The following is a 21,965-nucleotide window of genomic DNA, read 5'->3' on the forward strand; positions in this document are numbered from 1 at the left end:
GGGCCCCCTCCGTATCCCACCGGAGGGGGCCCTCGCCGTCGTGCTGTGTGCCGGCCGGCTCAGAAGCGGCGGGTGATCAGCGCCCGCTTGACCTCGGCGATGGCCTTGGTGACCTCGATGCCGCGCGGGCAGGCGTCCGTGCAGTTGAAGGTCGTACGGCAGCGCCACACGCCGTCGCGGTCGTTGAGGATCTCCAGCCGCTGCTCCCCGGCCTCGTCACGCGAGTCGAAGATGAAGCGGTGGGCGTTCACGATCGCGGCCGGGCCGAAGTACTGGCCGTCGTTCCAGAACACCGGGCAGGACGACGTGCACGCGGCGCACAGGATGCACTTGGTGGTGTCGTCGAAGCGCTCGCGGTCCTCGGCGGACTGCAGCCGCTCGCGCGTCGGCTCGTTGGTGTCCTTCGTGATCAGGAAGGGCATCACGTCCCGGTACGCCTGGAAGAACGGCTCCATGTCGACGACCAGGTCCTTCAGGACCGTCAGGCCCTTGATGGGCTCGACCGTGATCGGCTTCTCCGGGTTGAGGTCCTTGATCAGCGTCTTGCACGCGAGGCGGTTCTTGCCGTTGATCCGCATCGCGTCGGAGCCGCAGATGCCGTGCGCGCAGGACCGGCGGAACGTCAGCGTGCCGTCCAGGTCCCACTTGATCTTGTGGAGGGCGTCCAGGACGCGCTCCTTCGGGTCGATCTCCAGCTGGAAGTCTTCCCAGGTCGCCTCGGCCGCGACCTCCGGGTTGAACCGGCGGACCCGGACGGTGACCGTGATGTACGGGGAGTCGGCGAAACCGGGCTCGGGGCGGCCGGCCGCGTCGTCCTTCTCCAGAACAGGGGTAGCCATCAGTACTTACGCTCCATCGGCTGGTAGCGGGTCTGGACGACCGGCTTGTAGTCCAGACGGACGGTCTCGGAGCCGTCGGCGCCGACTTCGCGGTACGCCATGGTGTGACGCATGAAGTTGACGTCGTCGCGGTTCGGGTAGTCCTCGCGGTAGTGACCGCCGCGCGACTCCTTGCGGGCCAGCGCGGAGACCGCCATGACCTCGGCCAGGTCGAGGAGGTTGCCCAGCTCGATGGCCTCCAGCAGGTCCGTGTTGAACCGCTTGCCCTTGTCCTGGATCGCCACGTTCTTGTAGCGCTCGCGCAGCTCGGCGATCTTCTCGACGGCCGTCTTGATCGTCTGCTCCGTGCGGAACACCATGACGTTGGCGTCCATGGTCTCCTGCAGCTCACGGCGCAGCGTCGACACCCGCTCGGTGCCGGTCGAGGTCCGCAGCCGCTCGATCTGCTCGACCACGAGGGCCTCGGGGCGCTCCGGCAGCTCGACGAAGTCGGCCTTCTGGCTGTACTCCGCCGCCGCGATGCCGGCCCGCTTGCCGAAGACGTTGATGTCCAGCAGCGAGTTGGTGCCCAGGCGGTTGGCGCCGTGCACGGAGACGCAGGCGACCTCGCCGGCGGCGTACAGGCCCGGCACGACGGTGGTGTTGTCCGCCAGGACCTCACCCTCGACGTTCGTCGGGATGCCGCCCATCGCGTAGTGCGCGGTGGGCTGGATCGGGATCGGGTCCGTGTAGGGCTCGATGCCGAGGTAGGTGCGCGCGAACTCGGTGATGTCGGGCAGCTTGGCGTCCAGCTGCTCCGGCGGGAGGTGCGTGAGGTCCAGGTAGACGTGGTCGCCCTCGGGACCGCAGCCGCGGCCCTCGCGGATCTCCGTGTAGATGGACCGGGACACGACGTCACGGGACGCCAGGTCCTTCATGACCGGCGCGTACTTCTCCATGAAGCGCTCGCCGTCCTTGTTGCGCAGGATGCCGCCCTCACCGCGGGCGCCCTCCGTCAGCAGGATGCCCATGCGCCAGATGCCGGTCGGGTGGAACTGGAAGAACTCCATGTCCTCCAGCGGCAGGCCCCGCCGGTACACCGCGGCCTGGCCGTCACCGGTCAGCGTGTGCGCGTTCGACGTCACCTTGAAGAACTTGCCGCAGCCGCCGGACGCGTAGATCACGGCCTTCGCCTGGAAGACGTGGATCTCGCCGGTCGCCAGCTCGTACGCCACGACGCCGGCCGAGCGCTTGACGCCGTCGACCTCGGTGATCAGCTGGTCCAGGACGTAGAACTCGTTGAAGAACTCCACGCCCTCCTTGACGCAGTTCTGGTACAGCGTCTGGAGGATCATGTGGCCGGTGCGGTCCGCGGCGTAGCAGGACCGGCGGACCGGGGCCTCGCCGTGGTTGCGGGAGTGACCGCCGAAGCGGCGCTGGTCGATCGTGCCGTCCGGCGTGCGGTTGAACGGCAGGCCCATCTTCTCCAGGTCGAGGACCGAGTCGATGGCCTCCTTCGCCAGGATCTCGGCGGCGTCCTGGTCGACCAGGTAGTCACCGCCCTTGACCGTGTCGAAGGTGTGCCACTCCCAGTTGTCCTCCTCCACGTTGGCCAGCGCGGCGGCCATGCCGCCCTGCGCGGCGCCCGTGTGGGAGCGGGTGGGGTAGAGCTTGGTCAGCACGGCGGTGCGGCTGCGCTTCGTCGACTCGATGGCCGCGCGCATGCCCGCGCCACCGGCGCCGACGATGACGGTGTCGTACTTGTGGATCTTCATGATTCTCGCAGCCCCGTGCCTAGCGGATGTTCGGGTCGAAGGTGAAGATCACCAGCGTGCCCAGCAGGATGGTGAACACCGTGGCGGTGTAGAGCAGGCCCTTGAGCCACAGCCGGGTCTGGGCGTGCTCCGCGTAGTCGTTGATGATCGTGCGCAGGCCGTTGGCGCCGTGCAGCATCGCGAGCCACAGCATCAGCAGGTCCCAGACCTGCCAGAACGGGGACGCCCAGCGGCCCGCCACGAAGGCGAAGCCGATCTTGGAGACGCCGCCGTCCAGCACCAGCTGGATCAGCAGGTGGCCGATGACCAGGACGACCAGCACCACGCCGGACAGGCGCATGAAGAGCCAGGCCGCCATCTCGAAGTTGCCCCGGGTCGACTTCGGGGACTTCTTGGTGCGCTTGCGCGGGGCCTCGATGAGGGGCGCGGGGTTGTCGACGTTGTAGACCGAGCCGCCCTCGACGGGGCCGATCCCGGACGCGGTGGTTTCAGTCGTGGACATGCGCGTCAGCTCCCGAACAGTTCTCGAGCGGCGTGGCCGAGGACGGGGTAGACCGCCCCGAGCATCAGCACGATCCACAGGCCGACCACGGTCCAGAGCATCTGCTTCTGGTAGCGGGCGCCCTTGATCCAGAAGTCGACGGCGATGACGCGCAGGCCGTTGAGCGCGTGGAAGAGGATGGCGGCGACGAGGCCGTACTCCAGCACGGCGACGATCGGCGTCTTGTACGTGGCTACGACCTTGTCGTAGTCCTCGGGGGAGACACGCACGAGAGCGGTGTCCAGCACGTGGACGAACAGGAAGAAGAAGATGAGGACGCCGGTGACTCGATGAGCCACCCAGGACCACATTCCTTCCCGGCCGCGGTACAGCGTTCCAGCCGGCACGGAAGAACCCTCCGGGAGCGGGGACTAGGGCCGCGCCGGCTTCGGTGTCGGTCGGGCCCGGCCGGGTACGGTCCACCGGCCCCCAGCATGGTATCCACCCGCTGAGCCGGTGCTCACGGGGGGCCTGCCGGTGTGATCGAAGAGGCACCGGACGTGTGATCGAGGTGGCACCGGACGGGCTAGGGGGTGTCTCGGGCCGGGCCGCGGGGCGGACCGGTCAGGCGCCGCGCCCCGCGCCGTCGTGGCAGGTCGTGCTGTCCGCCGTGCCCGTCAGGCGGGACAGCAGCCGTCCGCCCGCCAGCCGCCGCAGTTCCTCGGCCGCGAGCACCCGTTCTTCCTCGGGATCGTTGGTCAATCGTGACCGGATGCCTTCGAGGAGGCGGTCCAGGGTCTCGCCCGTGGGGGTGTCGCCCAGGTAGATCACGAAGACGTGGCCGAAGCGGGCCTCGTACGCCGCGTGCGCCGCGCGCAGGGCCGTGTGGGCCGCCTCGTAGGTGCCGGCCGGCAGCGGCGGCAGCGCCTCGGCGGCCAGGGCGTCGGCGAGGTCCGCGGGGCCGAGGTCGTACGCCGCCTCGTCGGCCGCGGCGAGCAGGGCGTCGACCGTCGGGTACGGACGGTGGTCGGCCACGCGACGGGCCCAGCGCGGGCTGTGCAGACAGGCCAGCAGGACGGAGCGCGCCTCGTCGGCGGTCAGGGCGTTGAACAGGGCGAGCCCGGTCGCGGGGGAGACGGCGTGCGCCGGGGCGGCCGTGCGGGCCGCGGTGACCCTCGCGGTGGCCGTGGCCGTCGCGGCGGCCGTGGCCGTCGCGGCGGCCGTGCGGACCGGCGGGGAGCAGGGGCGGGGCTGTTCGGGCAGGGCCGGTATGGCCGCGCGGCCGGACGAACCCGGGCAGTGGGGGAGGCGGTGGGCGGACAGCGTGGATCCTCGCGTCACGAGCGATGTGGCAGGGGATGCTGTGAGAACAGTGACGCCACGTTATCGACAGCGGTCATCCTGTGTCCGACGGATGCCCGAATTTCACTCGAACGGGAGAGTTTCGGAACGTGTGGTGGACACCTCCGGGACGTACGAGTCGTAGGTTGGCTGGGTGAGCAGTCACAGGCGCCGGGCACGGCAGGGCAGGACCAGGCAGCGTGCGGTGATCGCCGGGGCGTTCGTCGCGACGATCGGGCTCGGCGTGGGCGTGGGCGTGTGGGCCTCGACGTCCGGCGACGGCGACGGCGGGAACGCGTCGGCGGCGGGCGCCGGGGAGCGCGAGCCCGGCCGGGACGCCACGGGCGCGGGCTCGCACAGCGCGGCCCCCGCGCCGACCCGCACGTACCCCTTGTCGCAGGCGCCGAGGACCATTCCCGCCGTCGGGTCGCACACGCCGGCCCGCGGGCCGGGGTGGAAGCCCGCCGCCGGGAAGCGGGTCGTCGTCGACGATCCCCGCCTCGCCGACGAGGGCCGGCTGATCGCCGGGGAGCTGGGGCTGGCGTACGCCGGGCAGAAGTCCGACGAACGCGCCGGGGACCTGCGGCTGACGCTGAACGCCGGCAAGGGCGCGAACCCGGAGTCGTACACCATGACCGTGCGCGGCGGGCGGGTCACCATCAGCGGGCCCACGGACGCCGGCGTCTTCTACGGCACCCGCACGCTCAAGCAGGAGGTGCACGGCGGCTCCACCGCGCCCGAGGGCGTCGTGCGCGACCAGCCGGCCAAGCCCAGGCGCGGCTTCATGGTGGACATCGCCCGCAAGTACTACACGGCCGGCTGGATCGAGGACCGGGTACGCGAGCTGGGCGACCTGAAGTACAACGAGCTCGGGCTGCACTTCTCCGACGACCAGGGCTTCCGGATCGCCTCCGACACCCACCCGGAGATCGTGTCGCAGCGGCACCTGACCAAGGCGCAGGTGAAGAAGATCGTCCAACTGGCGGCCGCCCGGCACATCACCGTCGTGCCGGAGATCGACTCGCCGGGACACCTCGGCGCCGTCATCGCCGCGCACCCCGACCTCCAGCTGCGCAACGCGCAGGGCACCGCCACGCGGGGCGCGATCGACATCTCCAAGGACGCCTCCGCCGAGATCGTCGACGACCTGCTCGACGAGTACGCCGGGCTGTTCCCCGGCGCCGACTGGAACCTCGGCGGCGACGAGTACCAGGCGCTCGTGGTCTCGAACCCCGAGGCGTCCTACCCGCAGCTCGCCGCCGCGGCCCGCTCGGCCTACGGCTCCGGCGGCACCGTCGCCGACCTGACCACCGGCTGGCTCAACGACCGCGCCGCCACGGTCCGCGCCCACCACCGCACCCCGCGCGCGTGGAACGACGGCTTCTTCCGCGGTACGTCCGTGCAGCCCGACAAGGACATCCGGGTCGGGTACTGGACGGGCAAGGAGATCGGGGCGCGGCCGCCCGTGGAGTACCTGAGTGCCGGCCGCAAGGTGATCAACTACAACGACAAGTACCTGTACTACGTCCTCGGGCAGCCCAACGACTTCTTCTACCCGACCGGACGGCTCATCTACGAGCAGTGGACGCCGAGGGTGCTGCGCGGCTCGACCGCCGTTCCCGCGCGCTACGACGCCCAGATCCTCGGCGGGTCCTTCGCCGTGTGGGGCGACTACCCGAACGCGCAGACCGAGGACCAGGTGGCGGCCGGCATCCGGATGCCCCTGCGGGCGACGGCCCAGAAGCTGTGGGACGCCCGTCGGCCGACGCTGACGTGGACCCAGTTCCAGGCGCTGGCGGGACGGCTGGGCTGACCCCGCCGGACCGTGCCGTCCCTCGTCGTCCCTCCCTTCCTTGGCTGAATCCTTGCGTTCCGCCTCCTGGCGCGCCGTGCCGTGGTAGGTCTGTGACACTCCGGCGCTGTGGCACGCAGTAAGGGGAAGTGCGGGCTCCGTGAGGGATGGCGCCCCGGGGAGGGAGGCGTTGATGAGCCTGGTGGAACTGATCGCGCGGGCCGACGAGCGGGGCCTGGCCGCGGCCGGATTGGCTTGTTCGGATCGGTGCGTGGCGCTGCTCGGGGGCGACGACGAGACCCTGCGGCCGCTGTGGGGCAACCTCATGGAGGACTCCGACACCGCGCGGTGGGGCGAGCTGGTGGAGCAGGTGCGGGGCAAGCTGGAGGCGGCCGCGGACGGGGATGCCGGCCAGGAGCCCGCCGTGGTGGAGGCCGTGGCCCTCGCCCGCCGGATGCTCGACGCGGCGCCGGACCGGCGCACCGGGGCGGAGCTGCGGGAGTGGGCCGACACCTGCTCCGTCGCCGCGCTGCGGATCCACCGGCTGCTGGACCCGGCGCAGGACCCCGAGGACGTCGACACCCGCCGCGCGGGCCGAACGGAGGGCATGCCGCCGCTCGCCGCGGCCGAGCTGCGCCGCCAGGTCACCGTCCTCGAACTCCTCTCCGAACACGGCCCCCAGGGCCTGCGCCGCGCGCTGGAGGTGTCCACGGAGGGCAGGAGGGTGCTGCGGGCGGCGGTGTCCCGGAGGGCGCGCACGGCGTGAGGGCGGGCCCCTCACAGCGGGGTCACGGTATGGGGGCGTTGCGGTGACCGTGCGCCGTTCCCGCGCCCTTCCGACGGAGGGCACGCGGGAACAGTGACACCGGGCGCGCCGGGCCCGCTCTTGTTCATGTGACCAGTGCGATGAGCGAGACGACGCCCGACGAGACGACGACGCCCCAGCAGCCCCGGCCGCACGCCGCCGCCAAGCCCGTGCGCTGGGCGGCCGACGCCGTGGCCACGCTGCGCGAGGGCGCACGGCTGCACCTGGACTACTCGGCGCGGAGCCTGTGGCGGGTCGACCGGATGATCGACGACATACGCCGCGAGGGCGCGCCCCCGGCCGCGATGGACCAGGTCCTGCGCGGACTCGGGGCGTACGCGGGCGAGGTGATCGTCCGTGAGACCGGCGGCGAGTGGTGGAGCGGCGACGGCGACCACTGGGTCCGCACCCCCGACGGCCGCCTCTGGAACCCGATCGAGGAGTCCCACCGCTGCTTCGCGGGCCACGGGTCGCTGCGGTTGCTGTGCCGGGACGCGAGCGGCTGCTGAGGCCGGGCGTGCTCCGTCCGGCCGCCGCGACCTGCCACCGGCCCGGACGGGGTGCGCGGAGTAAGCTGGCCGTCACCGGGAGTTCTTCGTGTACCGGCTCCGCCGCGGGTGCCGTTCCCGGTGATCGACGACGCCGGGTCGCACCACGGCCCGGGGACGGGTCCGCGCCATGTCCGTGACCATCCACCGCAGGACCCCCGGCCCGCGCGTTCCCCCGCTTCCGGTCCGCCTGTCCCTGACGCCTGCCCCCGGTGGCCTGGACGGCGTCTGGTGGCCCCGGTCCCGGGCCCTGACCCGTGAGCTGCCGGGTCTGACGGCCGCCCTCGACGGGCCCTGGGGGCGCGTCACGGAGGTCGTGATCAGTCCGGCCTGCTGGCCCGTCGTCCCGCACTGGGTGTCCGTTCGCGGTCGCACGGTGCGGGTGGACTCCGCCACCGGTACGCAGGACCCCCACCGACTGACCCTGAAATGTGCCCATGGTCGCCGGGACGTGCTGGTGATCCCGCCCGAAGCCGGTGCGCAGCGCGCCCGGCGGCTGCTGGCGGATGGCCTCGTCGGCGTCCCGGATCCGGAGCGTACGGCCGAGCGGGCGGGTGCCCGCGACGTGCGGCAGGCTCCGGGGGCCGACGACTCAGCGGGCACCCTGCCGTTCCGGGTGCCCCGCTGCGGCCTCGCCCGGGTGTCGGACCGGCGTCCGGGGCGGTGAGGAGTAGTGACCGCCCTGCTCGTCGCCGTCCTGCTCATCCTGGCCGCCCTCGGCTGCGTACTGATCCACCGGCTCGACGCCCGGCACGACACCACGGTCGCCGACGTCCGCGGCGGCGATGCACCGCCGGGGACCGGTCCCCCGTCACCCGCACCCGGGCCCGGCGCGCCGGCCCTGGACCGGCCCGCGGCGACGGCACGCGCGCGCAGCGCGGACCTCCGTCCGGCGGTGGGAGCCAGGGCACGCCAGGTCATGGCGATCCTGCGGGAGCGGCAGGTGTACCGGGACGAGATCATGCGGGCGCTGCACCGGGCCGCCCGGGCCCCGGCCCGTGTCGTCGTCGACGGGGCGCGACTGGGCGTCGACCTCGGCATCCCCGTCGGGGCCATGGCCCCGACCTGCGCCCGCCTGGAGGCCGCCGGCTTCATCGACGTCGCATGGGGCGCGGACGGCACGCCCGGTCTCCTCTCGCTGACCCCGCGAGGAGCCGAACAAACAGTGCCGGAACGGGCACGGTCAGCACCGCGGGGCGCCGCTCCCCCCGAGGAGGAGGCGGCGCCCTGAACGGCCACGTCCGCCGGCCGCACCCGGCCGGGGGAGGGACGCCGCCGGCGGCCCGGTCAACCGGGTCCGCGCCACTCGACCAGCAGGAGCGTCGCGTCGTCCGAGGTGGATCCGCCCCGCGCGCGCTTGAGGCCGTGGGACAGGGACCGGGCCACTGACCGGATCTCCCGCGGCGTCCGCTCCAGGCCGTCGACCAGGGCGATGAGCCGTTCCTCGCCGAACTCCTCGCCCCGTGCGTCACGTTCCTCGACGAGCCCGTCGGTGAAGCACATGACGCGGTCTCCCGGGGCCAGGGCCACCTCGCTGATCAGGGGCTCGTGACCGCCGAAGCCGACGGGCAGCGTCGTCGGGCCGAGCAGCCGCCGCACGACGCGGTGCCCCCGGATCAACAGGGGCGCCGGATGGCCGGCGTTCACCCACTGGAGCCGGCCCGTGACCGTGTCGAGCCTCATCATCTGAGCGGTCACGAAGTGGTCGGGGCCGAACTGCTCGGCGACGGCCCGGTCCATGAACGCGTAGATGCCGGCCAGTCCGACGTCGCTCCGGCGGGCGTGCCGGTACGCACCGATGGCGACCGTCGCCATGGTGGCCGCGTCCAGCCCGTGCCCCATCGCGTCGACCATGGCCACGTGCAACTCGTCGCCGTTGAGGGCGTAGTCGAAACTGTCCCCGGCCACGTCGTAGGCCGGTTCCAGGATCCCGGCCAGTCCCACCCGGGGTGTGGACATCGCGAGCGGCGGCAGCAGCGACCACTGGATCTCCGCGGCCACGCTCATCGGCTCCCTGCGCCGTACCCGGAAGAAGAGGTCCGTGTACGCGTGCTTGGTCACCAGCATGTCGGCCACGAGTGCGGCCAGCCGGCGCAGGAGCCGCCGGTCGTCGTCGTCGACCGCGTCCAGGGTGACGGCCATGACGCCCACCTGGTCGCCGCCGTCCAGCAGGGGCAGGTGGACCCGCACACCGCCGTCGGCCTGCGGCACCTCTACGGGCTGCGTGTCCCTGAAGGCGCGACCGGCGTCGGAGCCGTCGATCGGGTGGGGTCCCCCCGCTGCCAGCCCCTCGCCCGGCAGCGGGACGAGCCATGTCTGGCCGTAGTCCTGCAGCAGGATCGTGGCGTCGCGGCCGGCGAGCGCGGCGACCTGCCGGGCGACGAGCGCGCCGAGGCGGTACGGCGGAAGCTCGTGTCCCCCGTCGAGCAACGTCCCCAGGAGCCGCTCCCCGAGGCCCTCCGACCGGTCGGCTGCGGTACCTTCGCCACCCCGTGCCTCACCGTGCGTCATCGTGGCGGCCCGGCCGGGGGTCCGGAGGCGTCCCGTGCGGCCGTCGGCCTTCACGGGCAGCGCCTCCCCGGTGCAATTCGCGAACCATGCGCACTCCCGACACGAGCCGGCCGGCCGGCGTTGTGCCGGACGGCCGTCCTGGCCGACGCCCCGCTGCGGCGACCGGCGTCCCGGCCCCAGGATCGCCCGCCCCGCCCCGCCCCGGCCCGCACGGCGGCGGGCGCTCAGGTCGTCCTGTTGCCGCGTCCCGACGCGACCGTGCGGTCCGGCGGCCGGGCCGGACCGCACGGCGGGGCAGCGGGGGACACCGGCGGGCCCGCGGACCGGTCCACCGCTTGGTCGGGACGACCGCCGGCGGGGCGGCCGACCGGTCGTACCGTCACCAGTAGTGGCGCCGGCCCCCGACGGCGTGTCCCGTCGCTCCGACGATCCACAGGACGATGCCGATGACCGCCAGGATGATCCCGATGGTCCACAGGATGGATATCCCGGTGAGGAAGCCCACGACGAGCAGGATGACGCCAAGGATGATCATGATTCCTCCAAGGGAGCTGAGCCCCTGTTCCGCGGTTCCCGCAGGACCGCGGAAAGCGGCACGGTAACGGCTGGTCCCCTCCTCGCTCCGCGCGTGGCGGTGTGGGGCCCGCGTCCGGCGGGCTGACGTCGGTGGACGTGACGGCGCGGCGCCCCCGGATCGCGGGCGCGACCCATGCCGGCCGCTGGACCGTGACGCCCGCCCCGCCCGCGCGCCAACCGGCCGACGCGGCACGCACGTGACCGGCCGGAGCCGGCCGCGGGCGCCCGCGGAACCGCCCCCGGTCCAGGGGGACGGCGCCGCGCTGTCACCGTCGTCCCCGGGAGCGCAGGTCGAGGTCGCCCTGCACGGCCAGGCCGATGGTCAGCCCGACCGCGCCCAGGACCAGGACCAGCAGGAAGGCCCAGAAGCCACCGAAGTAACCGGCGAAGCCCAGGGCCATGCCTGCCGCCAGGCCCGTCGTCGCTGCGTTCATCTCACCCACGTCCGTCCCGTGCGCCGTCTACCGTCCGGGCACTCGCCGTCGGCCCCCAGGGGCGGCGGTGGATCACCGCACGCGGCCCTCGTCCGGTGCGGCCTCCTCTTCCTCGTCGGGCAGGTGGACGTCGGCGACGGCGATGTTCACCTCGACGACCTCCAGGCCCGTCATGCGTTCCACGGCGTTGATCACGTTGGTGCGCACGTCACCCGCGATGTCGACGATGGAGACGCCGTATTCGACGACGACGTCCAGGTCCACTGCGGCCTGCCGCTCACCGACCTCGACCTTCACTCCCCGCGTGACGCCTCCGCCCGAGCCGGGCACGCGCTCCCGCATGGCGCCGAAAGCACGGGCCATGCCGGCTCCCAGGTTGTGGATGCCCGGTACCTCACGGGCAGCCATTCCCGCGATCTTGGCCACCACGCCGTCCGCGATGGTCGTCCTGCCCCGGGTCTCGGCCGGAGCCCCCGTCCCGGCACGGCCCCTGAGCGCGCTGACACCCGCATCGGGCCGGCTGCCTGCGCCGACGCTGGTGATGTTGTCCGTCATGGCGGTCGCCTCGATCAGTCGTCCGGACACCGGTGCGGCGCCCGTCGCAGGTTGGACACCCGGCGAGGCTCGTTCCTCACGGCCAAGTGAAGTGATGTGCGTCACATGCCGCCTCCCGGGTACCCGGGAGGTCCGAGCCTCAGGCGGGAGCGTCATGACCGAACGCACTGCTTCCCCTCCGGCGGTACGCGACCGGCGGGTACGTGCGGCCCTGGACGGCGGTCCGGCGGGCCGCGGCCTGCCGGACGGCCTCCTGGCCGCACGGGCGGCCGAGGGGGACGAGGGAGCCTTCTCCGTCCTCGTCCTGCGGCACCGTCTCTCCCTGCTCGCCCTGGCCCGCGGCCTGCTCGGCAACGCCGAGGACGCCGAGGAGGCCGTGCAGGACGCCTTCGTGAGTGCGTGGCGGCGACTTCCGGAGTACCGCCACGGCGCGGAGTTCCACACCTGGATGCACCGGATCACCGTCAACCGCTGCCTGACCATGCGCCGACGCCGGCCGTCCACCCTCTCGCTGGACATCGTGGTCGAGCCCGCGGCGGGCGACCCCGGGAGCCAGCCCTCGCGCTCCGCGGAACAGCAGGCGGCCACCGTCGCCCTCTCCCACGCCCTGGCGGACCTGGACGCCGGGCAGCGCGTCTGCTGGGTCCTGCGGGAGATGCAGGGCCTGTCCTACCGGGAGATCGCCTGCGTGACGCGGACCAGTGAACCGACCGTGCGGGGAAGGCTGTCCAGGGCACGCCGGTCCCTGCAGGACACGATGGGGCCATGGCGCTAGTCTTCTGAGTCAGGAATTCTGCGTAAATAACTGGCGAGGCGTTCGAGGATCTCGTCTGCGGTCCTGGTCCAGACGTAGGGTTTGGGGTCGGTGTTCCATGCGGCGATCCAGGTGCGGATGTCCTTCTCAAGGGCCTGGACGCTCTTGTGGGTCCCTCGGCGTATCTGCTTGTTCGTCAGTTCTGCGAACCACCGCTCCACGAGGTTGAGCCAGGACGAGCCGGTGGGCGTGAAGTGCAGATGGAATCGAGGGTGGGCGATCAGCCAGGTCTTGACGGCCGGCGTCTTGTGGGTGGCGTAGTTGTCGAGGATCAGGTGCACCTGAAGATCTGCCGGGATCTCCTGGTCAAGCTTGAGCAGGAACTTCTTGAACTCCTCGGCCCGGTGCCGGCGGTGCAGGGATCCGATCACTTTCCCAGTGGCGACCTCGAGTGCCGCGAACAAGGTGGTGGTGCCGGCCCGGACGTAGTCGTGGGTGACCCGCTGAGGAACCCCGGGCATCATCGGCAGTACCGGCTGGGAGCGGGCCAGGGCCTGGATCTGCGTCTTCTCGTCCACGCAGAACACCAGCGCCCGCTCGGGCGGGTCCAGATACAGGCCCACGACATCGTGCACCTTGTCGACGAAGTACGGGTCCGTCGACAACTTGAAGGTCTCCGAGCGGTGGGGCTGCAGCCCGAAGGCACGCCAGATCCGCGACACGGTCGACTGGGACAGGCCCACTTCCTTGGCCATCGCCCGCGTCGACCAGTGCGTAGCGTTCCTCGGTGTCGACTCCAGCGTCCGCTTCACTACTGCGGCGACCTGCTCGTCGCTCACCGAGCGGGGACCGCCGGATCTTGGCAGGTCACCCAGGCCGGCGATCCGATGCTCGTTGAAACGCGCCCGCCAGCGGCCCACCGACTGCCCCGTCATGCCCACCAAGGCACCGACATCCTTGTTCGACATGCCGTCTGCGCAGGCCAGGATGATCCGGCACCGCACCGCCCAGGACTGAGGAGTTGAGCGACGCCGCACCCACCCCTCCAGCGCCGCCCGCTCCTCTACCGACAGCACCAACTCGGCCTTCGGCCGCCCCGTACGAGCCATACCGCAAGCCTACAGTTATATAAGGAACTTCTGACTCAGAAGACTAGGGGATGTCTCCGCGGGACACCCCGTGGCCGACGCGGGGCACCGGTGCGCTGCACCTGCCGCCACGGAAGCCGGACCCGTCAGCGTGCGACGGAGAGCCGGGGCTGCCGCAGAGGCGCTCCGGCCCGGTGGAGACTGGCGAGGGCCTGACGGTAGGAGGCGATCAACCCGGTCTCGACGTAGTCCAGGCCGAGTTCCTCGCAGTGGCGCCGCACGATGGTCCGGGCCCTGCGCAGGTTGGGACTGGGCATGCTGGGGAACAGGTGGTGCTCGATCTGGTGGTTCAGCCCGCCCAGCGCGATGTCGGTGAGCCTGCCGCCGCGCACGTTGCGCGAGGTGAGCACCTGGCGACGGAGGAAGTCCGGGCGGTCCTCGCCCGTCAGGATCGGCATGCCCTTGTGGTTGGGTGCGAAGAGGGAGCCGAGGTAGACCCCGAACAGGCACTGGTGGACGGCGAGGAAGGCGATCGCCATGCCGGGCGGCAGCAGCCAGAACAGCAGGGCCAGGTAGACGGCGAAGTGGCCGTAGAGCAGTGTGCCGTCGAGGGCGCGGTGCTTGAGCGAGCGATCGGCCAGGGCCCTCGCGCTCGACACGTGCAGGTTGAACCCCTCCAGGGTGAGCAACGGGAAGAACAGGAACGCCTGGTGACGTCCGATCAGGCGGGGCAGACCCTGGGCGGCCCGGGCCTGGTCCGGGGACCAGACCAGCAGATTGGGGTCGAGGTCGGGATCGAGGTCCTCGTGGTTGGGGTTGGCGTGGTGGCGGGTGTGCTTGTCCTGCCACCACCCGTAGCTCATCCCGACACCGGCACCGGCGATCCGTCCGGACACCTCGCTGGCCCGGCGCCTGCGGAACACCTGCCGGTGCGCCGCGTCATGGGCGAGCAGGGCGACCTGTCCGAAGACGACGGCGAGGAAGGCGGCGACCGCCAGGGTCCACCAACTGTCGCCGAGCAGCGCGACGGTGACCCAGCTGCCGACGTAGAGTCCGGCCACCACCGCGCTCCGCAGGGCGTAGTAGCCGGGGCGACGCCCCATCAGGCCCGCATCGGCGATCTTCCTCGACAGCCGCGCGAAATCACTGCCGGACGTCTCCGAGCGCGGAGGCCGGACCGTGTCACTGGTCATGGGGGTGCAACTCTCTCTCCTGAGGAGGCAGACCGGCTCGGTGCCGCCTCGGGAGTCGCAGGGGCCGGGCCGTGGGTGGGGTGCGCTTCCGCTCCGGGAGAACGCGCGTCACGCGATCGCGGAGCAAGGACGACGTCTGCTTCGTCTGTCGGGAGCAGCGCAGGCCCTTCGTACGCGCCGGGTTCCCCGGCGGCCGCGTCCCACACCGAGCCGCAAGGACGGCCGAGGCGGTATCCCGCTCCATTGCTCTCCCGTGGGGAGTAGGCTCGGGGCACCGAGGATGTTCCACACACCGGTTTCCACGCCCGTGTCGTTCCCGGTGATCGAATAGGCCGGGCCGATCACGGTCGGTCCGGGGCAGGGTTCGCGTCATGGTTGCGACCAGTTACGGCTCGCCGACGCTCGAAGAACACCGGTTGCCGAGTTCCTCCCGTTTCTCTGCTTTCTATGCTTTCTCCGCTCCTCGTCCGTCCCTGCTGATGGAGGACGAGGGGGCGGCGCGCACCCGTGCGGCGTCCGGGGCCGACCGGGCCCGTACGGCGGTCCGGGACCCCGAAGGCTGACACGGGGCCCACGAACCCGTCGCACGAGGCAGGACCCCGCTCCCGTGCCCGAGCACCCCGACGACGCGGATCCGGCCGCTGCGTCCGCGGTGACCCCGTGCCGGGCCGCCAGGGACGGCCGTTGCCCCGGCCGACGGCGGCCTGACACCCCGTGGCCCGGGTCACCGGACGACCGCAAGAAGGTGCAACCGCCGCCGCCGCCGTCGGCCGGGACGGCGACACCGCCCGGCCGAGGGCCTCCGCCCGGCGCCGCGGTTCCGCCCGTGCCACGCGGCGCCCGGACCCGCGCCCGCTCTGACGCCGCCCCCCCACGCGCCCGCCCCAAACAGAGGAATCATGACCCTTCCCCAGCTGAACGTCGCCCGGCACGACCGCGACACCGACACCCTGATCACCCTCGTCGGCGAGATCGACCTGGTCACGGCGCCACTGGTGCGTGAGGTGCTGGGCCGGTGCCTGTACGACGGCATCCACAGGATCGACGTCGACCTCACGGCGGTCACCTTCTGCGATGCGAGCGGCCTCAACGCCTTCCTCCTGGCGTCCCTGCTCGCCACGGACGCCGGAGGGACCCTGCGCCTGCACCACCCGTCACGGGCGATGACCCGCGTCCTCGACATCACCGGCTCCGCGTTCCTCCTCGGCCAGGTGCGCACCACCGGGGAGGGAATGCCCCAGCGCCAGGGATGATGGGTCGGCGTTCCGGCGGACAGTACGTCCGCAGCGGCCCGCATCCCGGACGGGCCGGCCGGCCGCGGCGCGGACGGCGGCCGGCTGGATCCGCAACCACTCGGCGAGCAGCGCCAACCGCCTCCCGGCGTGGGCGCCCGGGGGGCTTTCCGCGCCCCCGTTCCGTGGTCCCGCACGGGCGGCCCGGCGGGTGGCCGCCTGTTGCACTGTGACACTTCCATGCACACGGGCGCTGATCACCGTGGGGGCGTGGCGGTGACCGGACCGTCGGTGCGGCACGAGGACCACGCGCCCGCCACGAACTCCGTACGAACGAGGACAGTCTTGGGCCAGGGAGGGGAACCCCGGCGCGCGCACGCGTACGACGGGGAACTGGGCGCGGCGGTCGCGCGGGCCCAGGGCGGCGACGAGGCCGCGTTCGCGGTGGCGTACCGGATCGTGCAGCCGGGACTGCTCGGCTACCTGCGCGGGATCGTGGGGGACGACGCCGAGGACGTCGCCTCCGACGCCTGGCTGGAGATCGCCCGCGACCTCGGGCGGTTCCAGGGCGACGGGGCCGGGTTCCGGGGGTGGACCGCCACGATCGCCCGGCACCGCGCGCTCGACCACCTGCGCCGGATGCGGGTACGGCCCCGGTCGGCCGCGCTGGAGCAGGACGTGCTCGACCTGCCCGGGCCGCGCAGCACGCACGACGAGGTGCTGGAGAGCCTGTCGACCGAGCGGGCCCTGGCCCTGGTCAGGGGGCTGCCCCGGGACCAGGCCGAGGCCGTGCTGCTGCGGGTGGTGATCGGGCTCGACGGGCCCTCGGCCGCGCGGGTGCTCGGCAAGCGGCCCGGTGCCGTCCGCACCGCGGCCCACCGAGGGCTGAAGCGGCTCGCCCGGCAGCTCGGCGTGGAGGGTGTGACGGATGACGCTCCCCGGACGCTGGGTGAGTCGAAATGAACGGCGACGGCGCCGGACCGTATGAAGTGGGGGACCCGCGCGCTCCGGGGGCGGCGGCCTCCCGCGTCCGCGGGGCCCCGGGTCCCGTGAGCGGTGACCAACCGGACAGGGACGGAAACGGACATGGGTGAACGGCAGGACGACCGCGGGGCCGCGGACGGCCGCCGACGGTGCGTGCACCCTGGCGCCACCGCGTCCGGCACGCCCGGTACCGGGGACCGGGCCGGGCTGGAGGAACTCCTGGCCCTCGTCCTGCGCGGCCCCGGGACCGGGCCGGCCGGCGACGGCGAGCAGCGGGCCGTGGCCGCCTTCCGCGCCGCCCGGGACGCCGGCGCCCACCGTGCCCGCACCCGCCGCCGCGACGACTGGCGGCAGCAGGGGCAGCGGCGCACCGCACGTTCGCTCAGGGCCACGCTGACCGTGGCCGTCGCGAGCCTCACCCTGGGCGGGGTCGCCGTCGCGGCCATCGGCACGGTCGGCTCCTCCGGCGACGACATCTCCGGCGCCCGCCCCACGGCCCGCCCGTCCGCGTCGGCCGCCGCGTCCGGCGGACACCCCACCGCGGAGCCCGCCGGCCCGGCCTCCGCCCCGGTGCTCCCGGCCCGCCCGGCCACCGCGAAGGAGACCGCGGCCCGGTGCCGCGCGTACGAGAAGACCGGCGGTGAAGGCGGCAAGGCCATGACGGCCACCGCCTGGCAGCGGCTGGTCGCGGCGGCGGGCGGCGAGGACCGGGTCACCGCGTACTGCGCCCACGTCACCGCGACCGCCTCCCCGCCGGGCAGGACGGCCCGGGGCAACACCGCCACCCCGGGCACGGCCCACGCGAAGGCCGGGGACAACGGCGCCGACGCTTCCCCGGGGGCCGCGGCCACGAACGGCAGCCAGGGCACCCAGGGCAAGGGACAGGACGGCGGACAGGGCAACGGACAGTCCGAGGGACAGTCCAGCGGCGGGAAGACCGGCGGCGGCAAGGGTCCGTGACCCTGGCCCGGCACACCTCGCCGGGGGCGTCGGGTGTCCGGTGCGGGCGAGGGGCCGTACCGAGGCGACGGCCGGGGCCGCCACCCCCCACAGGAGAGGCCCCGGCCGTCGCGCGGCACGGACCGCGCCGCGGTCCGTACTCCCTACAGCGCCGGGCGGGCGTTTTGTGTCACACCCCGGTCCGCATCGTCCGTGTCACGAGATAGTTGCATGTTGGACGTACATGGACGCGCTGCGGTTTCACGCCGTAACGTGCCTTTCGCGCCGAGTGCGGGGCGGCCGGACCACCGCGACCATCGACCGAGGAACAGGGTGCTGGGGGACGACGCGGAGCTGACAGCCGCGGTGCTTGCGGCGCAGGGCGGGGACGAGACGGCGTTCCGTGCCGTGTACCGCGCCGTGCACCCTCGGCTCCTCGGCTACGTCCGCACCCTGGTCGGCGAACTCGACGCCGAGGACGTCGCCTCCGAGGCCTGGCTCCAGATCGCCCGCGACCTCCAGCGCTTCAGCGGCGACGCCGACCGCTTCCGCGGCTGGGCCGCCAGGATCGCCCGCAACCGCGCCCTGGACCACATCCGCATGCGCGGCCGCCGCCCCGCCATCGGCGGTGACGAGAGCGAACTGACCGGTCGGCCGGCCGCGTCCGACACCGCGGGCGAGGCCATCGAGGCGCTCGCCACCGGCCGTACGCTCTCCCTCATAGCCAAGCTGCCCCAGGACCAGGCCGAGGCCGTCGTGCTGCGCGTCGTCGTCGGCCTCGACGCCAAGACCGCCGCCGAGACCCTCGGCAAGCGGCCCGGCGCCGTCCGCACCGCCGCCCACCGCGGGCTGAAGAGGCTCGCCGAGCTGATCGGCGACGACCCGGAGACGGCCGGGGTGCTCGACGCCCTGCCGCTCCAGCGACGACCGCCCTCGGGCGCGGTGACCTCCGCCGGTGTGACGCACGCGTGCCCGCGGACGCAGAAGGACATGTGATGGCCGACGAGTACAGGTGGCTGGACGGCGAGGCGGCCGAACGCCTGCTGCGCGGCGAGTCACCGGACGACACCGTCCCCCCGGCCGCCCGTGAGCAGGCCGAACGGCTCTCCCGCACCCTCGACGCCCTGTCCGCCTCCCTCACCGGGTCCGCTGCGGCGGAGCCAGCCCCCGCCTCCGCCTCTGCCCCGGCCCCCGCTTCCGCCCTCGGTGACCGTTCCGGTGAACTCCCCGGCGAGGCCGCCGCCCTCGCCGCCTTCCGCGCCGCCCGCGAGGAGCCCGCCGGTACCGGGAGCGGCCTGGTCCGCATCGGCCGTCCCGGGCAGCGGGGCACCGCCCGTTCCTCCCGCCGCCGGCACTCCGTCCGCTTGGGACTGGCCGCCGCGCTGATCGTCGGTACCGTCGGCGGGGTCGCCGTAGCGGCCGGCACCGGTGTGCTCCCCGAGCCCTTCGGCGGGACCGGTCCGGAGCCCGCCACCTCGGTCTCCGCCACTCCCGGACCCGGCGACCACCCCGACCCCACTCCCTCACCCCGCGCGGGGGACTCCGCCACCGTCGACGGCTCGGAGGGCGGCACCACGACCGGTCCCGCCGAGCCCGGTTCCGCGCACGGCACCCCGCCCGAGGTCGCCGCCGCCTGCCGCGCGGTCCGTCAGGGCAGGACCCTGAACCCCGTCCTGCGCCACACCCTGGAGAACCGCGCCGGCGGCCCGTCCCGCATCACCGCCTACTGCACCGACCTCCTCGAGGAGCAGAAGGGCGGCTCCGGCAAGGGCAAGACCCAGGGCAACGGGAACGGCAATGGCAATGGCAACAGCGGCAACGGGAACGCCGGCGGGAACAAGGCCGACAGCGGCGGCACGGGCCAGGGCAACAACGGGAACGGGAACGGGAACGGCAGCAAGGGCAACGGGAACGCCGGCGGGAGCAACGCCAACAGCGGCGGCACGGGCCAGGGCAACGACGGCACCCCCCGAGGCCAGGGCCAAGGCCATGATCACGGCGGCCAGGGGCAGGACCGCAACGCCGCCCCCACCCCCGGAAGTCACTCCGCCCACGCCTCCTGACCCCCTCTGACCTGCGACGATCCCCCTCCCCGAAAATTATCCGCCCGGGGTGTGACATTTTCCGGCCCCGCCACGCAGTTACTAGTGAGCCGACTGGTCATCGGCCGTCGCACGGAGCCGGGGTTCCCCCCGTACCCACGGCTCGTGCACCTGGCGCGGGCGGGGCACGTTCCCCCGGTCCCGCCCGCGCCCCACTCCGCCTCGCGGCACCCCCCCCGTCGCCGCCCCTCCCCACCCCACTTCCGGTCGCCCGTACCCCTAGGACGCGCTCCTCGGATGACGCGTCGCGTACGACACGGCATCGTTGTGAGGAAGGTCCCAGCGTGGGCCACTCCATAGGGCGCACGGCCGCCGCTACAGTCCGTGGCGAGGAGTCGGCCGTACCGGCGAGTAACCATGAGAGCGCGGAGGCAGAGCATGGCACGCGAGTCCGAGTCCGGACTGCCCATCGAACCGGTCTACGGACCCGACGCCCTGGCCGACTGGGACCCCGCCGAGAAGCTCGGCGAGCCGGGGTCGTACCCGTTCACGCGCGGTGTGTACCCGTCGATGTACACGGGCCGGCCGTGGACGATGCGCCAGTACGCCGGTTTCGGCACGGCGTCGGAGTCCAACGCCCGCTACAAGCAGCTGATCGCCAACGGCACGATGGGCCTGTCGGTCGCCTTCGACCTGCCCACCCAGATGGGCCACGACTCCGACGCCCCGATCGCCTCGGGTGAGGTCGGCAAGGTCGGCGTCGCCATCGACTCCATCGACGACATGCGGGTGCTGTTCGGCGGGATCCCGCTGGACAAGGTGTCCACGTCGATGACGATCAACGCCCCGGCCGCCCTCCTGCTGCTGCTCTACCAACTCGTCGCCGAGGAGCAGGGCGTCGGCGCCGACCAGCTCACGGGCACCATCCAGAACGACGTGCTGAAGGAGTACATCGCGCGCGGGACGTACATCTTCCCGCCCAAGCCGTCGCTGCGCCTGATCGCCGACATCTTCAAGTACTGCCGGGCCGAGATCCCGAAGTGGAACACCATCTCGATCTCCGGCTACCACATGGCCGAGGCCGGCGCGTCCCCCGCGCAGGAGATCGCCTTCACGCTCGCGGACGGCATCGAGTACGTCCGCACGGCGGTCGCGGCCGGCATGGACGTCGACGACTTCGCGCCCCGGCTGTCCTTCTTCTTCGTCGCCCGTACGACGATCCTGGAGGAGGTCGCCAAGTTCCGTGCCGCCCGCCGGATCTGGGCGCGGGTGATGAAGGAGGAGTTCGGGGCGAAGAACCCGAAGTCCCTGATGCTGCGCTTCCACACGCAGACGGCCGGTGTGCAGCTCACCGCGCAGCAGCCCGAGGTGAACCTGGTGCGCGTCGCCGTCCAGGGCCTCGCGGCCGTGCTCGGCGGCACCCAGTCCCTGCACACCAACTCCTTCGACGAGGCGATCGCGCTCCCGACCGACAAGTCCGCCCGCCTGGCGCTGCGTACGCAGCAGGTCCTCGCGTACGAGACCGACGTGACCGCCACCGTGGACCCGTTCGCCGGGTCGTACGTCATCGAGAAGATGACCGACGAGGTCGAATCGGCCGCGCGGGAGCTGATGCGCAAGGTCGAGGACCTGGGCGGCGCGGTCACCGCCATCGAGCACGGCTTCCAGAAGAACGAGATCGAGCGCAACGCCTACCGCATCGCCCAGGAGACCGACGCCGGCGAGCGCGTCGTGGTCGGCGTCAACCGCTTCCAGCTCGACGAGGAGGAGCCCTACGAGCCGCTGCGCGTGGACCCCGCCATCGAGGCCCAGCAGGCCGAGCGCCTCGCCCGGCTCCGCGCGGAGCGGGACCAGTCGGCGGTGGACTCGGCGCTCGCGGCGCTGAGGAAGGCCGCGGAGGGCGAGGACAACGTCCTGTACCCGATGAAGGACGCGCTCAGGGCCCGCGCGACGGTCGGCGAGGTGTGCAACGCGCTGCGGGACGTGTGGGGGACGTACGTGCCCACGGACGCGTTCTAGGACGCGCCCGGGGGACGCCGTCCGACGGGTGAGCGAAACCACGGTGAGGAGTGCCGCACCCGCGTGCGACACTCCTGC

General features: G+C 72.8%; 23 protein-coding genes. 12 read left to right on the forward strand and 11 right to left on the reverse strand.

The window, feature by feature from the left end:
* Positions 1-59 precede the first annotated feature (59 nt).
* The 5 genes from E4U91_RS21400 to E4U91_RS21420 all read right to left on the reverse strand — a co-directional run bounded on the left by E4U91_RS21400 (position 60) and on the right by E4U91_RS21420 (position 4,415).
* Positions 60-839: a succinate dehydrogenase iron-sulfur subunit gene (locus E4U91_RS21400; protein ID WP_137308324.1), complete on the reverse strand. Its 780-nt coding sequence runs from the start codon at positions 837-839 to the stop codon at positions 60-62.
* The gene (sdhA, locus tag E4U91_RS21405) at positions 839-2,593 is read right to left on the reverse strand and encodes a succinate dehydrogenase flavoprotein subunit (protein WP_137308325.1); all 1,755 of its coding nucleotides are present in this window, start codon (positions 2,591-2,593) and stop codon (positions 839-841) included. The genes E4U91_RS21400 and sdhA overlap by 1 nt, the downstream gene beginning before the upstream one ends.
* Positions 2,594-2,612: 19 nt before the next feature.
* Positions 2,613-3,095, reverse strand: a complete 483-nt coding sequence (locus tag E4U91_RS21410; protein ID WP_137308326.1) for a succinate dehydrogenase hydrophobic membrane anchor subunit — start codon at positions 3,093-3,095, stop codon at positions 2,613-2,615.
* Positions 3,096-3,100: 5 nt separating this feature from the next.
* Positions 3,101-3,481 (reverse strand): succinate dehydrogenase, cytochrome b556 subunit, encoded by a 381-nt coding sequence (gene sdhC, locus E4U91_RS21415; protein WP_137308327.1) that lies wholly within the window; start codon positions 3,479-3,481, stop codon positions 3,101-3,103.
* 217 nt (positions 3,482-3,698) lie between these two features.
* On the reverse strand, positions 3,699-4,415 hold the full coding sequence (locus tag E4U91_RS21420) for a 2-oxo-4-hydroxy-4-carboxy-5-ureidoimidazoline decarboxylase (RefSeq protein WP_277755332.1): 717 nt from the start codon (positions 4,413-4,415) through the stop codon (positions 3,699-3,701).
* 154 nt (positions 4,416-4,569) lie between these two features.
* Here E4U91_RS21420 and E4U91_RS21425 point away from each other — a divergent pair, with 154 nt between their 5' ends.
* The 5 genes from E4U91_RS21425 to E4U91_RS21445 all read left to right on the forward strand — a co-directional run bounded on the left by E4U91_RS21425 (position 4,570) and on the right by E4U91_RS21445 (position 8,791).
* Complete coding sequence (locus tag E4U91_RS21425) at positions 4,570-6,228, forward strand: beta-N-acetylhexosaminidase (protein ID WP_422070908.1); 1,659 nt, start codon at positions 4,570-4,572, stop codon at positions 6,226-6,228.
* A 172-nt stretch (positions 6,229-6,400) separates the two neighbouring features.
* Entirely contained in the window at positions 6,401-6,973 is a 573-nt protein-coding gene (locus E4U91_RS21430; RefSeq protein ID WP_137308328.1) for a hypothetical protein, read from the forward strand.
* A 140-nt stretch (positions 6,974-7,113) separates the two neighbouring features.
* A complete protein-coding gene (locus E4U91_RS21435; RefSeq protein WP_137308329.1) occupies positions 7,114-7,521 on the forward strand; it encodes a hypothetical protein in 408 nt (135 codons plus the stop codon).
* A 169-nt stretch (positions 7,522-7,690) separates the two neighbouring features.
* A complete protein-coding gene (locus tag E4U91_RS39610) occupies positions 7,691-8,227 on the forward strand; it encodes a DUF5994 family protein (protein ID WP_277755333.1) in 537 nt (178 codons plus the stop codon).
* Between the two features lie 6 nt (positions 8,228-8,233).
* The gene (locus tag E4U91_RS21445) at positions 8,234-8,791 is read left to right on the forward strand and encodes a hypothetical protein (RefSeq protein WP_137308331.1); all 558 of its coding nucleotides are present in this window, start codon (positions 8,234-8,236) and stop codon (positions 8,789-8,791) included.
* Positions 8,792-8,847: 56 nt separating this feature from the next.
* On the opposite strand, the gene E4U91_RS21450 is transcribed toward E4U91_RS21445, so the two are convergent.
* From E4U91_RS21450 to E4U91_RS21460, 4 genes are all read right to left on the reverse strand, one after another.
* Positions 8,848-10,071, reverse strand: coding sequence for a PP2C family protein-serine/threonine phosphatase (locus tag E4U91_RS21450; RefSeq protein ID WP_137310941.1), 1,224 nt, complete (start codon positions 10,069-10,071; stop codon positions 8,848-8,850).
* 379 nt (positions 10,072-10,450) lie between these two features.
* Positions 10,451-10,606 carry a DUF6131 family protein gene (locus E4U91_RS21455; RefSeq protein WP_137308332.1) on the reverse strand — a complete coding sequence of 52 codons (156 nt, stop codon included), beginning with the start codon at positions 10,604-10,606 and terminating at the stop codon, positions 10,451-10,453.
* Positions 10,607-10,913: 307 nt separating this feature from the next.
* The gene (locus E4U91_RS38130; protein WP_168218143.1) at positions 10,914-11,081 is read right to left on the reverse strand and encodes a hypothetical protein; all 168 of its coding nucleotides are present in this window, start codon (positions 11,079-11,081) and stop codon (positions 10,914-10,916) included.
* A 72-nt stretch (positions 11,082-11,153) separates the two neighbouring features.
* Positions 11,154-11,636 carry an Asp23/Gls24 family envelope stress response protein gene (locus tag E4U91_RS21460; RefSeq protein ID WP_137308333.1) on the reverse strand — a complete coding sequence of 161 codons (483 nt, stop codon included), beginning with the start codon at positions 11,634-11,636 and terminating at the stop codon, positions 11,154-11,156.
* 154 nt (positions 11,637-11,790) lie between these two features.
* Between E4U91_RS21460 and E4U91_RS21465 the strand changes: the two genes are divergently transcribed.
* Positions 11,791-12,411: an RNA polymerase sigma factor gene (locus tag E4U91_RS21465; protein WP_137308334.1), complete on the forward strand. Its 621-nt coding sequence runs from the start codon at positions 11,791-11,793 to the stop codon at positions 12,409-12,411.
* On the opposite strand, the gene E4U91_RS21470 is transcribed toward E4U91_RS21465, so the two are convergent.
* Positions 12,408-13,499 (reverse strand): IS630 family transposase, encoded by a 1,092-nt coding sequence (locus tag E4U91_RS21470; protein ID WP_137308335.1) that lies wholly within the window; start codon positions 13,497-13,499, stop codon positions 12,408-12,410. The two genes, E4U91_RS21465 and E4U91_RS21470, sit on opposite strands and share 4 nt — an antisense overlap.
* 125 nt (positions 13,500-13,624) lie before the next feature.
* A complete protein-coding gene (locus tag E4U91_RS21475) occupies positions 13,625-14,671 on the reverse strand; it encodes a fatty acid desaturase family protein (RefSeq protein WP_137308336.1) in 1,047 nt (348 codons plus the stop codon).
* A gap of 899 nt (positions 14,672-15,570) precedes the next feature.
* Between E4U91_RS21475 and E4U91_RS21480 the strand changes: the two genes are divergently transcribed.
* The 6 genes from E4U91_RS21480 to E4U91_RS21505 all read left to right on the forward strand — a co-directional run bounded on the left by E4U91_RS21480 (position 15,571) and on the right by E4U91_RS21505 (position 21,887).
* Positions 15,571-15,924, forward strand: a complete 354-nt coding sequence (locus tag E4U91_RS21480) for an STAS domain-containing protein (protein ID WP_137308337.1) — start codon at positions 15,571-15,573, stop codon at positions 15,922-15,924.
* Between the two features lie 324 nt (positions 15,925-16,248).
* Positions 16,249-16,866 (forward strand): RNA polymerase sigma factor, encoded by a 618-nt coding sequence (locus tag E4U91_RS21485; protein ID WP_137308338.1) that lies wholly within the window; start codon positions 16,249-16,251, stop codon positions 16,864-16,866.
* A 123-nt stretch (positions 16,867-16,989) separates the two neighbouring features.
* Positions 16,990-17,847, forward strand: a complete 858-nt coding sequence (locus E4U91_RS21490; protein WP_137308339.1) for a hypothetical protein — start codon at positions 16,990-16,992, stop codon at positions 17,845-17,847.
* 312 nt (positions 17,848-18,159) lie between these two features.
* The gene (locus tag E4U91_RS21495) at positions 18,160-18,822 is read left to right on the forward strand and encodes an RNA polymerase sigma factor (protein ID WP_137308340.1); all 663 of its coding nucleotides are present in this window, start codon (positions 18,160-18,162) and stop codon (positions 18,820-18,822) included.
* Entirely contained in the window at positions 18,822-19,889 is a 1,068-nt protein-coding gene (locus E4U91_RS21500) for a hypothetical protein (RefSeq protein WP_137308341.1), read from the forward strand. Before E4U91_RS21495 ends, E4U91_RS21500 begins: the two co-directional genes overlap by 1 nt.
* 417 nt (positions 19,890-20,306) lie before the next feature.
* Entirely contained in the window at positions 20,307-21,887 is a 1,581-nt protein-coding gene (locus E4U91_RS21505) for an acyl-CoA mutase large subunit family protein (protein ID WP_137308342.1), read from the forward strand.
* The last annotated feature ends 78 nt before the right edge of the window (positions 21,888-21,965 follow it).

This window comes from Streptomyces lasalocidi (assembly GCF_005280215.1).
GTDB lineage: Bacteria > Actinomycetota > Actinomycetes > Streptomycetales > Streptomycetaceae > Streptomyces > Streptomyces longwoodensis.